The 11,573-nt window shown below is 45.2% G+C and carries 11 protein-coding genes; 5 read left to right on the top strand and 6 right to left on the bottom strand.

Features of this window, described 5'->3' with window-relative positions:
- A partial coding sequence (locus tag RMO52_RS24675) for an NAD(P)H-binding protein (RefSeq protein ID WP_396134940.1) occupies positions 1-131 on the bottom strand: 131 nt, incomplete at its 3' end.
- A 150-nt stretch (positions 132-281) separates the two neighbouring features.
- Here RMO52_RS24675 and RMO52_RS09960 point away from each other — a divergent pair.
- Positions 282-659 carry a helix-turn-helix domain-containing protein gene (locus tag RMO52_RS09960; protein WP_310413518.1) on the top strand — a complete coding sequence of 126 codons (378 nt, stop codon included), beginning with the start codon at positions 282-284 and terminating at the stop codon, positions 657-659.
- A gap of 62 nt (positions 660-721) precedes the next feature.
- Here the strand turns inward: RMO52_RS09960 and RMO52_RS09955 are convergent, their stop codons facing one another.
- From RMO52_RS09955 to RMO52_RS09940, 4 genes are all read right to left on the bottom strand, one after another.
- Positions 722-1,084: a hypothetical protein gene (locus tag RMO52_RS09955; protein WP_310413515.1), complete on the bottom strand. Its 363-nt coding sequence runs from the start codon at positions 1,082-1,084 to the stop codon at positions 722-724.
- 352 nt (positions 1,085-1,436) lie between these two features.
- Complete coding sequence (locus tag RMO52_RS09950; RefSeq protein ID WP_310413512.1) at positions 1,437-5,048, bottom strand: hypothetical protein; 3,612 nt, start codon at positions 5,046-5,048, stop codon at positions 1,437-1,439.
- Positions 5,049-5,169: 121 nt separating this feature from the next.
- Positions 5,170-6,201, bottom strand: coding sequence for a MinD/ParA family protein (locus RMO52_RS09945; protein WP_310413510.1), 1,032 nt, complete (start codon positions 6,199-6,201; stop codon positions 5,170-5,172).
- A 210-nt stretch (positions 6,202-6,411) separates the two neighbouring features.
- A complete protein-coding gene (locus RMO52_RS09940; protein ID WP_310413507.1) occupies positions 6,412-7,179 on the bottom strand; it encodes an SDR family oxidoreductase in 768 nt (255 codons plus the stop codon).
- A 176-nt stretch (positions 7,180-7,355) separates the two neighbouring features.
- Between RMO52_RS09940 and RMO52_RS09935 the strand changes: the two genes are divergently transcribed.
- The 4 genes from RMO52_RS09935 (at position 7,356) to RMO52_RS09915 (ending at position 10,380) form a co-directional block, all read left to right on the top strand.
- Positions 7,356-8,327 (top strand): AraC family transcriptional regulator, encoded by a 972-nt coding sequence (locus RMO52_RS09935; RefSeq protein ID WP_309742489.1) that lies wholly within the window; start codon positions 7,356-7,358, stop codon positions 8,325-8,327.
- A 301-nt stretch (positions 8,328-8,628) separates the two neighbouring features.
- Entirely contained in the window at positions 8,629-8,847 is a 219-nt protein-coding gene (locus RMO52_RS09930) for a type II toxin-antitoxin system Phd/YefM family antitoxin (protein ID WP_309742488.1), read from the top strand.
- Positions 8,848-9,262: 415 nt separating this feature from the next.
- Positions 9,263-9,688, top strand: coding sequence for a hypothetical protein (locus tag RMO52_RS09925; RefSeq protein ID WP_309742487.1), 426 nt, complete (start codon positions 9,263-9,265; stop codon positions 9,686-9,688).
- 437 nt (positions 9,689-10,125) lie between these two features.
- The gene (locus RMO52_RS09915) at positions 10,126-10,380 is read left to right on the top strand and encodes a hypothetical protein (protein ID WP_310413502.1); all 255 of its coding nucleotides are present in this window, start codon (positions 10,126-10,128) and stop codon (positions 10,378-10,380) included.
- On the opposite strand, the gene RMO52_RS09910 is transcribed toward RMO52_RS09915, so the two are convergent.
- A protein-coding gene (locus RMO52_RS09910; protein WP_310413499.1) for an ISKra4 family transposase occupies positions 10,367-11,436 on the bottom strand; the annotation gives its coding sequence in 2 pieces (ribosomal slippage) (positions 10,367-11,280 and positions 11,280-11,436; 1,071 coding nt in all). The two genes, RMO52_RS09915 and RMO52_RS09910, sit on opposite strands and share 14 nt — an antisense overlap.
- Positions 11,437-11,573 lie beyond the last annotated feature (137 nt).

Below are 11,573 nucleotides of genomic sequence, written 5' to 3'. Positions count from 1 at the left end.
GTAAGTCCGTTCCGAGGGCTGAGTTTGGAAGGATCGCGGGCGATTCCGGTTACATTGTGTCCACGATGGAGTGCTTCATCGACAATCCGCTTGCCGACATTGCCTGTTGCACCGACGATTGCAATCTTCATTTTGTCCTTCTTGTTTAGTGGAAATTTTGACAGCCTAGCTTGCCGCTGAGTCTAAAAGATGCAATATTGCATGTAAGTCTCGTTTAGTAACTTTAGCTGAATCCAATATTAGGATGTTTCCAAATGGCTGTAAAGAAGGCAGATTCAAGTGTGTTAGTTACTTCAAAGGAACCAATGGTGGTGGAGATCGAACAATGTCCGATCCGAGGGATACTAGATCGGATCGGCGACAAATGGAGCTTCCTGTTGATTCTAAAGCTTGCCCAACGTCCGCATCGTTTTGGCGAACTCCGCCGCGAGGTGAATGATATATCTCAGAGAATGCTGACCCAAACGCTTCGCAATTTGCAACGAGACGGATTGATTTCGCGGACAGTATTTCCAACAACTCCGCCGAGCGTCGAATATCGCCTTACCGATCTTGGTCGATCGCTGCTCGAACCGATGCGTTCTCTTGTGACGTGGGCCGATCTCCATCAGAGCGCGATCGAGTCCGCACGGATGCAATTCGATCGCCAAGAAACCTAATATCGCAGTGACTATCTCTTTCTATTTCAAGTGCGATTCAACATCTGCTTACTTAGAATTTATTATTTCGTGTTCATAGTGAAGCTAAAATCAGGTAAGACAGTTGCAGTTACTTTGGTGTTTGAGCCACCCTCAAAATAGCCTTGAGGGACTGATTTAAAATGCTTGCCCTTGGCATCGAATTCGAGTTGCAGACCAGATTCGCTACTGGGACTAACGGAAACGTTACGCTGTTCGCCTACGGGGATGGAACCAATCGATTGAGTAAATCCAGATCCAGTGGCGACGACGTTGGTAAGTTCGGCAGTAGAGCGGTTAATGATATTGAGCTTTGCGCTGCGAGAGCAGCCAGAAAGTGCCATTGTGGCACCAAGCCCCAAAACGCCGATCCCCATCAGAACGAACATGCGCGAACGTGTAATCATCGATAGAACCTGTTATTTATGTTTACATTGAATGATACATCGCACAACTCTAAAATTCCAGAGTTATTCCAAATTTTAGGAGTGCTATCTGACCAAGTGATGATAGATTATTGGGCATATTGCAGATAAGTCAAAACCCGATTGTGTGCCAGTAAATGTTCTGCAATCGGGCATATCAATCTTAGAACATTAAAAATTTACCAATAGGTATCGCTACCATTTTTAACTCAACTAACGTGAAATACACTACTTTTCTAGAGATAAATATTTGCAGATTCTAACGAAAATTTGTTAGAATATTATGGTTTTAGAATTAGTGAGTTGTCTTGGTGTTTATGGCAGAACAGTGCCGTTACTTGTGTCTACCGAATCCATTCAAAATCTTAGATCGATCGAAGATCTTGGCGGCATCGCTGGCGGATGTCGTCGTCACGCGGGCAACTGGAGCGGCGGTAGTCATAATTCGAGCACGGCTTTGGGACTTCCAATGTTGATATCGGAGTAAGGGAAAGGAGGCTACTCGCTTGGATAATGCCCAGAAGAAGACATAACTAGCAACCAACCGCTCCAACGCACCAAATCGAGCTTCGCGTAATTCTGCGAGTAATTTGGTGTTGCTAGCTAGATCGGTTGCCGCATCGGGCAAAATAATCGCCTCCGCAAAACCTTGTTGCTCGATCGATTGATTTTGCCCCAGGGCAATAATTTCGGCACCTGCGGTCAGATGACGCACCCCGTTGGCTTGTTTCCCAGTCATCATCGCCGCACTTTCGCGCTCTTGTTGCGATCGATCGCCTCGCCCATCGGGAATGCCCAAAAATACTAGCGTGCCTCTGACGATCCGGTGTCCGAACAGGTGCAGCATCTGGTCTTGAGGGTTCGCACCATGCACGTCTAAGGAGGTAATCCCATAACTGAGCGAAAATAACTTACTGACATAGGCAGTTAATAATTGATGCACCCAGGGCACATCGCCAATTACTAACGTGCGTTTGCCCATGCGGGCGAATAGAGATCTCCCTTGGGCATATCGCAAACCCAACGTCCACAGCCAGGAACCAAAAATGTAAATCGCAATATCTACTAACGTCAGCATGGGTAGCAACCAGCCTGGTACCGCTAAATTAGCCAATCCAAAGATGGCGCGACAGATTGTTTGCACTAATGGAGCTTGTAACCCAACGCTTACCAGCACATAAACAGCCTGAATCCCCCACGCGATCGGCATTTCGGTGATGTGTAACGCCCATTGACGACCGACTCGCACGAGCTGACGATGAGTAGCAGATTCGATCGTACCGACGATCGATCCGACTCGGCGATCGACAAAATCATCCCTGACCTGCTCTAGAGTCTTCAGATTAGTGGTGGTTAAGGTCATCCCAAATGCCTTCTGACGAGCGGGAAAGCCCTGTTGGAGTCGTTTGGTCAAATATAGTAATAATTCAGTTAACGTGGTTTGAGCGGCTACTACAGCCACGGTGGTGGGTTCCGCTGTGCGCCGACCGCTACCATTAATAAAGATGCGGCGGGTAAAACTAGCCGCAGGATAATAATATTGCTCGATCGCACTTCCCATCAAGCTACAGACTTCGCCTGTCATTACAAACAGTTCGCCGATCGCATTTTGGCGGCGTAACTGCTCGAATATTTGCGTGGCTTGTAGGGTGGGAAATGTCTGTCCAGATTGACTGATGGCGAGGACGATCGAATTTTTGCCTAGATCCAAACTATCCGAGTCAGATTGCAACTTCCATAATATGTGATTGGCGGATAAAATTTCGACCTTTAATCCTGGACAGATCGATTTCAGATCTTGGGCAAATCTTTCGCCCAACCACAGGCTATTTTCCACCCCTGTAATCAGTAAATCGAGAGTGCCATCTACTAGCGAATCGAGCTTGCCGTTGCTGGTTGCCTGCTGGCGGCGATCCCACAGCCTCGCTTTTTCAATCAGTAATTCGGCTAAATAGTCCGCACTTTGACGATTGAATGAAGCTGAATCTTGCCAGGATGCGGCGATCGCTTTAATCACCTGGGGAATTTCCCCAATGTCATGGGCGACCGGATCTGGAGCACTTGCGGCTGGGGGTAAAATGTAATCATTGTGCTGGAGTGGAATCCATCGCTGTGCTAATTCCGCACCGACTAATTCTCGATCGGCTTGGATGTCATAAATCGCGATTCGATCGACACCTACCCAGGCAATTTCACCCCCTTTTTGCTCCAAATCTAAGCGATAGGAGCGTGGAATTTGCGCCAGCACTGCATCGACAGCGGCGGGTTCGGAGGCATAGACCATGTATTCTTCGGCGACATTAAACCCCGTAGCGATCGGTTGTCCCCACGCACTCAGCACCACACTATCCGCACAGAGCGTCGAAGCTGTCACCAACCCAAAGGTACCTGTGGCTCTCGACATGAATAATTTCGCCGCCTGATAGGGATTGTTATAAAAGAAGGCATTTACCGCCGTCTTCACAAACGCCGCCCGCGCCAATTCAGTCCAACACCCGATCGTATGATGCTGACTCAAAGCCTGAATCATCTCCCGTTCGAGTCGAGCGACATGGGACTGGGACAACTCCAGCATCGACTGGGCATCGGGAAGCAGTAACACTGCCTGATGGTGACAAAATATCCCTTCGACGATCTCCGCCCAACCGCTAAGTTCTAACTCAGACGGCGCAGTATTGGGAGCTGTTTTCGTAGGAATTTTGCCCCCAAACGCGGCTGAGAGCGATTTAGCCACCGCTAGTTGATATGCCAGCCGCAACGAAGCTGCCCACATCCCTTGGGTAATTAATAAATCCATCATCCCGGCAATTTTGGGCGAGTCGCCCACGGTCGAATTGGGCGTATGTAAGACCCGTTCGAGCCATAAACCCAGCTCGGTATTCGCGACTTCTTCACCAAATAGCATCCAGGCATCAAAGTCGCCATTATGCGTAATTCGGTGGTTCACCGTTTGGCGATCTTTGACCCATTGCCCCTGCTCCACCCGCCACACATCAGCAGATCTCGCTGGCATCCACTCATGCCAATGAGTCTCCACAATCGCCGGAGGGCTGCTGGTGGCATAACGATAATGCCACACCCCCACGATCGCATTATCCACCGCTTTGGCACCAGATCGCCGCGATCGCTCTCTGACGGGTGCAAAAGCCGTTTCGAGCGATCGAGTTAAATTCTGTCGCTTCCGATTGATAATTTTTTTACCGACAAATACGACCCGATCCGTCGGATCGTGAGCAAAGACAACACCACCACCAGCTTGTTCGCCCCGAATTTCCGTCTCGTGCCCCATCGCCTGGAAAATCGCCACGACTCTGGCTGGTAATAGCTCGCGATCGTCATTTGTCAACCGTTTCCCCACAAACCCAAAGTTGCCACAGTTAAAGCAAGTCGCCTCACCTGTCACCATCGCCACCAGATCGGAGCGCGAACTAAAAATCGCGAGCGCATTAGCACTAATAAAGGCTTGAATTACTAACCGATCGATCGACTCGCAGAGATTGAGATCTATTCTAAATAAATCATCAGGCATCGGTACGATCGAGACTAATCCCACCGCCATAATATTAAATAAAATCCCGCCTCCTGCCTTAATTCGGATTGCCAGCGGCGTTGTTTTACCAACTGCTACCCAAGGATAGTCGGCATCTGCACTTAAAGGTGAAAATATTGGTGTAAAAGGAATTAGCGAGCTGAATATATCAGCTATAGTCCGATGTTCGAGCAGGTTAGCCCGATTGATAAATGTGGGATCTCGATCGACAATAGCGGTAATCAGAACGTGTCCTAACCCATGCGTAATAATTGCAATATTCCAGACAATTCTCAATAGAACAGCATAAGTAAGCAATAAAATTGGACTAGGATAGTCGATATCGATCCAGCATAGTATTAATAACGCGATCGATTCTGGAATTAAATGCTTGCAAATTACTAACCAAATATTCATAACGTGAGTTGCTACCTATAGAACGCCTACGATTGAAATCGTGGCTAATGTTGCAAAGTCCGCCTGCGCGGACTAGTCTATTAGTCCGCGTAGGCGGACTTTGCATTCTGAGGAGCGGTTTCTAACCGCTTGGGTTGTAGGTAGCAACTTTGGTTACATAACAATCCTTGAAATTTCTGGTAGTGTTGCCGATTTGCGGACTAAAATCGCCACAAACAATCAGATCGCTAATTTGAGCGATGGCTTGGGTCAACGGATGATCGGGATAACGCAGCGAGAACACCTGGTTACTGGCTAATTGCATCATTTTGACTGAAAATGGCAAGACTGCCGCAACAGGCAGATCGTAGGACGTTTCTAGCTGCTGTGTGTAAGTCTCGACATCCAATTTAGGCAAGGCTTTGTTCGCCACTAGCAACATGCGATCGACTGACAACTCGCGGAATAATTCGACCAGCGCGGTTGTACCGGGATCATCTCGATCGTCTGGACGCAACAATACTACTAATGAACTGCAAGCGGCGATCGTTTTTAGGGTGGCTGGATTGATGCCAGAGTGGGTATCGACAAATAAAAAATCCAGTTGCAGATCGTGAGTAATCTCTGTAAAGCCTTCCAGCAGCCGCGCTTGGCTATAACCTTTCTGCAAAATTGTCAGATCGTTGGCTTTGACACTCGCAGGGATCAGATAAAGCGCACCAGGGGTACTCAGATCCGCCTGTGCTAGTAACAGATCGCTCAGATCGTAAGCGGCTTGATTAAGAGCGCAACGATGCCAGAGATAGTCATTGAGGGTGAGATCGATCGGCTTCTGCTCCAGCCCCAACAACATCTGCATCCCTGGCGATTGTAAATCTGTATCGATAATTCCCACTCGTTTACCCTGCTGCGCCATCAACACCGCGAGGTTGCTAATCAGAGTTGACTTGCCCGTACCACCGCGAAAAGATTGTACTGCCACAATTTGAGCGTTACTATCGCCAGCGGTAGCTGTTGTGGCTGGGATACGATTGACTTTCGGGGGCGCAGGATCGAGTGCAGGATAGAGAGTCGGGCGATAGTAACGCTCAATGTCGTCACTGTTGCTGGCGCATTGCTGTACTTGCCCTATTGTCGGAAGTCCGTCTAGCCCCATATCTCGATTTAACTCCACTACTAACTGACTTACAAATACCTTTGTCGATCGAGTGTTTACTCGAATCGCAGCTATCTATACTTCAGCTTACTAGCTACTCCCGATCGAGTTGTAACAGAATCCGATCGATAATTAGCAGATTCTGATGATTCGATCGGTAATCTGTCTCAATGTCATACTTATCTATTCACTCTAGATGCCTAATCCGACACTGAATTAGCGATCGCTTTAGATCGATTGACCACCAGAAACTTCAATCCGCTGGGCATTCACCCATTTGTTATCTTCAGATAATAGTGACGCGATCGCCCCCCCAATATCATCAGGTAAACCCACACGACCGAGCGCAGTCTGTTCGGCAAAATATTTATTGATTTCTGGGTTATCACGCACCGTACCGCCGCCGAAATCGGTTTCGATCGCCCCAGGAGCCACCACATTTACTGCAATCTTCCGCGCGCCCAGCTCTTTTGCCATGTATTTGGTTAAAGTCTCGATCGCACCTTTCATACTCGCATAGGCAGCATATCCAGGCAGGATAATCCGCGTTAAACCAGTAGAAAGATTTACAATTCGTCCGCCATCATTAATCAGCGGCAGCAATTTCTGGGTGAGGAAGAAAACACCCTTGACATGGATATTCATCAAGTGGTCAAAATCGGCTTCTGTCGTATCTGCAAAAGACGCACCTACCCCAGTCCCCGCGTTATTAACCAGGAAGTCAAAGCGATCGGTCTGCCATTTTGCTGGGAGAGTTTGCTTAACCTGTAGCGCAAAATCATCGAAGGTTTTCGTGTTTGCAGTATCCAATTGCAGTGCGATCGCGTTAGCTCCCAAAGATTCAATTTCAGCTACGACTTTAGCTGCTTCCGCTGCGTTGGTGTGATAGGTAACGATAACATCGACCCCTTTTTTAGCAAGATTCAAAGCAGTACTTTTGCCCAGTCCTCGACTAGCTCCGGTTACTATTGCAATTTTTGAGCTGTTGTTAGTCATTGCCTTATACTTTGAGTGTTTTTGGTGAATGTACTTATCTTATAAACAAGAGCATGAGTTTGAAATACACAAAACTCTCTACTTATTGCCTAATTCTCCAAATTTAATCTTTAACGCTGGGTCGAAATATTCTATAATAACTGTCACCAGCCGATCGAATCAGTCGAAAAATTAAGATGACAATTCTCGTTCCCAGCGACTTCGCAAACGAACAAATAGCTAGTCAGTGCCAAGAACTAGCATCACTGATAACTCGCCACACAGCAAGTCATGGTGATGGTTTTTATCAGACGAGGATCGAGAAGTTGCAATTTGGACGAGAATCTTCTGTTGCCAGTACTCTAGCCGCAGTCAGTACACCGATGCTGGCGATTGTCGTTCAGGGCAAAAAAGCCGCATTGCTGGGCGAGGAGACTTATTATTATGGGGCAGCTCAATACTTGATTCTCTCGATCGATTTACCGATTAGCGGCTTTATTACCGAGGCAACCTCCACCCAACCATATTTAGGATTTAGACTAGATCTCGATCCGCACCAACTCGGTGAAATTATTACCGCCCAAACCAGCATCATCGCTGGTAAAAAAGAAACTTCAGTCAGAGGCTTTTTTGTCAGCACTGCCGATATGTCATTACTTGAGTGCGCGCTGAGATTGACAAAGCTATTGGACACGCCGCAGGATATCCCGATGCTGGCTCCGATGATTATCCAGGAAATCTACTATCGCCTCTTAATGGGCGAACAATGCGAAGCCGTTCGGCAGATTGCAACAGCGGGTAGTAATATGCAGCGCATCGCTCAGGCGATTCAACATATTAAGACTAATTTTACCAAGCCACTGCGAATTGAAGATCTGGCCGATCTAGCTAGGATGTCTCCTTCCTCATTCCATTACCATTTCAAACAAGTGACATCGATGAGTCCATTGCGCTATCAGAAGCAATTGAAACTCATAGAGGCACGTCGCCTGATGCTGGTCGAACGATCTACTGCGGCAAATGCTGCCGACAGAGTGGGGTATGAAAGTCCTTCCCAGTTCAGCCGTGAATATGCTCGAATGTTTGGTGCGCCGCCGATTCGAGATATCGTTAGCGTAGCATACGGAGATAATCGGTTACGACCAGCGATCGATCTAAGCTCAATTTAACTGATGGGGTACAAGCAGGCTAAAAAGTAGATAGGGCTGATTGTATAGCTGTGCTAATTTAATTTATCCTGGCTGGCACTGTACCCGATCGATAAATCTATCCCTGTATGGAGTCACACCCGCAGATTTACTAGCAACCAATAGTACAATCGTGGTAATGCTCAGTGGCGTAGATCGAACCGTTACCCAGATAATGTATGCCCTTCATACCTGTGATCCTCAAGACATTTTCTTGTCTTTTGACAAGGTACTAGTATTTTTGTTCTATAATAAGCTTGAAATCTAATTTCTTGCAATCGTGATGAATACATATACGATCTATAACGCTAAATCCCAGTTTTCCAAATTATTGTCCCGTGTAGAGCTAGGGGAAGAGATCGTCATCTCCAACCGAGGTATCGCGGTTGCTAGGTTAGTTCCTGTGGAAAATAAGCGATCGCGCAGTCGCAGTATGGGTGTCGATCGCGGCTTGTATTACATCCCCTCCAGTTTTAACAACCCGCTGCCCCCTTATTTATAAGTCCTAGTTTTCTGGTATTTCAGTTAAACCAAGCGTAAGGATCGATTGCGAATGCTTACACCGTGAATGGAGTAGTTATTCAGCAATTTAGTTGAATAACTACTCCATTTTTTTGTCGATCGTAAAATTTTGTTCACTGTTGGATTTACTCTTGATTATTTTTGGCAATCGTCTATAATCTCATGCGGATAAAAGAGAGGATGAATCTAACCTAACCAACTAATCAAGTTAAGTTGATTTTACTTAACATAGGGCTGTTATTGTTCGATCGCCTCTCAACTGAATCTTCGATCGACGGTAGTTAAAGAAAAACTTAGATTCTGGTTTTTTGTGTCTAAACCGTTCGTCGTTCGATCGGTAGTTACTTAAATAAATCGAGTCAAAACTTATATTAATGAAAACATAGAGTGTCACCATGAGCTACGCCACTTCACTAAGCAAACCTAGAAGTAAAATTTCTTGGAAATATATACAATATGCCTTAATTTCCTGTTTCTCTCCAATTATTTGGGGATGGAACTTAGCTCCTAAAGCTAATGCTGCGCCAATCTACGATGCTTTTGTAACAGTATCGACTACCAAGATTACCACAATCATGGCTGGATTTCCAGTCGCAGGCCCACTATTTACGACTCTGTTTACTGCCATTGTCAATCTAATTCCCTGGGCTGTACTACTGATGGTCGGTGGTATTGTCATCTGGCAAGCTTATCTGGAATATCAGGAATACGATCGAGAAAACTTTTCTGGGATAGTTAAACCGATGTTAAATATCATCGTCCTGGTAATTCTCGTCATTGCGACAGATAGAATTATCAACTTTATATTTACTGGTGCTTAATTCAATTAAGTATCTAATAGCTGTAACGGTTTTCACCTAGTCATATGGAAAGAAAAACGCAAATCGAAGTCAATAGAGCATTGAGACGCAGAGCGAAGATGATGGGCATTCCTCGCGATGTCGCAATCGTTTTGGCATTAATCGTGGTTTTTTGTCTATTTCTAGGATATTTGAAAGTTCCGGGTAACATCGTTACAGCTATTTTTGTCACTTTATTTTTCACGGCCATACTCTCTCTCAAGGATGGAATGGCTGATGTCCTAGCAAGAAACAGGGAACCAAAAAATTACACCAGAGGATGTCTGAATTATCGATCGCCACTTTCAGATTTAACTCCTCGATCGATAGCCCGTTTAATTAGAAAAAAGCAACGACTATAAATTAATCTCAGCGTTAGGTTGTCATCTGGTTTAAATCCTTTATTTTATTTGCAATTTATGAAAAATAAGGAAATTAGTAAATCTCAAAAGCCAAAGCGAGAACTAAGAAAGATAAAGCATAAAGGCTTGAGCCAAAAAAAGAAGGTGCTCTACCCTTTGGAAACCTCAACACATTTGCAAAGTATCATCAACTATACCTTGCCAAATGGCACTCAAGTTGGTGCTTTATTAATGAACGCCAGCGATAAACTAGACTTTCCAGAATACAAATTGCGATTGGGAGCATCCCACTTTTTATTTAGCGATCGCTAATTAATCTGTTAAGGTAGGCACAGCGATGGGCTAGTACTTGAGGAACATTTTCAAATTTCCACTGTGCCCCAGATATTTTAGTGCGACGGTCAATCTGTTTAATTGTAGATTCAATCGCGCCAGAGCCAATTGAACAAATTTGTTCGGCTTGAAAATAATCATAATTAATTATGCGGTGACGATGTTTCTCTAAATAAGCACAAAAATTCTCAGCTTGTTTGAGAGTACAGTCACTAAATAATTCAATAGTTTCATTAACTTTTCCTCGCCATAATAGGCTTCTAGCTGTGAATAATCTTTGATTAGAGCCTCCAATCTTATGGAGATTTTCCATTAAATGAAACCAATCAAGAATCTCTCTTCTTTCACGATCGGTTGCAAATTCTTTAATAACATTCCAAACTCCATCATGTCCATCTCCTAAGCAAGTAAGAATTGGTGCTAAATTTTGATTGTTCACCCAATTAATTATGCTCCCATTTTCCTGAAATGAGCTGGCAATTGCTTGTCGATCGTGTAAGACTGCTGCTTTGTATCCTTTCCAGCTACACGCCTCTCCTTCTGGTGTTCGGACTCGAACATTCCCTCCATCTACACTCACTTCTGACACTGGTGACTCAGCGGATGGCAATTGAAATTTCTGTTTGTGAATTAACCTTTGTTGCGCGCTTTTTGAGATCTTCATGCCCGTGAGGTATTCTACTTCTTCTGCTGTCCTTTCGTAAGAAATTGATGCGCTTATTCTTAAACAACATGCTTCCAAGTATGGACTAATTTGTGAGTGACTTTTTAGATCCAACTTCTCAGCTTGATTGCTAGTGATTACTAGTTCTCCAATTATACTTTTGATTTGTCTTTTGTATCCACCACTTTCTCTTGTGACACTTTTGATAAAAAAACTCCCACTCCTGGCATCACATGTTCTTGCATGGCATCTCTTACCGCTTCTTCTATTTTCCCCAAACTAGTTAGTTGCTCTTTTGCTGTATTTCTATACAAAATTTCGGCAATAGCTTGACTGTGTGCTTCAATTGCTTGTTGTTCTTCTGGTGTCATCACATTACCTTGAATTTACTCGCTTTAATTATCTCAGCATTATGCTCGATCTGCTCGATCTAGAGGTAAATTCCTTAATCCTTCCACTAGTACAAAAGGTTTACTTGTCCCGATCGAATAAAAAGTGGGATGCTCCC

Origin of the sequence: Chamaesiphon sp. OTE_8_metabat_110, assembly GCF_031382685.1 — a bacterium.
GTDB lineage: Bacteria > Cyanobacteriota > Cyanobacteriia > Cyanobacteriales > Chamaesiphonaceae > Chamaesiphon.
Note: the sequence above shows the minus strand (reverse complement) of the source record. Positions and strands in the feature narration are given on the sequence as shown.

Coding starts and splice junctions, on each gene's coding strand:
- RMO52_RS09915 (WP_310413502.1), top strand. CDS start 10,126: ATGAAAAATAAGGAAATTAGTAAATCTCAAAAGCCAAAGCGAGAACTA.
- RMO52_RS09955 (WP_310413515.1), bottom strand. CDS start 1,084: ATGATTACACGTTCGCGCATGTTCGTTCTGATGGGGATCGGCGTTTTG.
- RMO52_RS09950 (WP_310413512.1), bottom strand. CDS start 5,048: ATGAATATTTGGTTAGTAATTTGCAAGCATTTAATTCCAGAATCGATC.
- RMO52_RS09935 (WP_309742489.1), top strand. CDS start 7,356: ATGACAATTCTCGTTCCCAGCGACTTCGCAAACGAACAAATAGCTAGT.
- RMO52_RS09940 (WP_310413507.1), bottom strand. CDS start 7,179: ATGACTAACAACAGCTCAAAAATTGCAATAGTAACCGGAGCTAGTCGA.
- RMO52_RS09925 (WP_309742487.1), top strand. CDS start 9,263: ATGAGCTACGCCACTTCACTAAGCAAACCTAGAAGTAAAATTTCTTGG.
- RMO52_RS09930 (WP_309742488.1), top strand. CDS start 8,629: ATGAATACATATACGATCTATAACGCTAAATCCCAGTTTTCCAAATTA.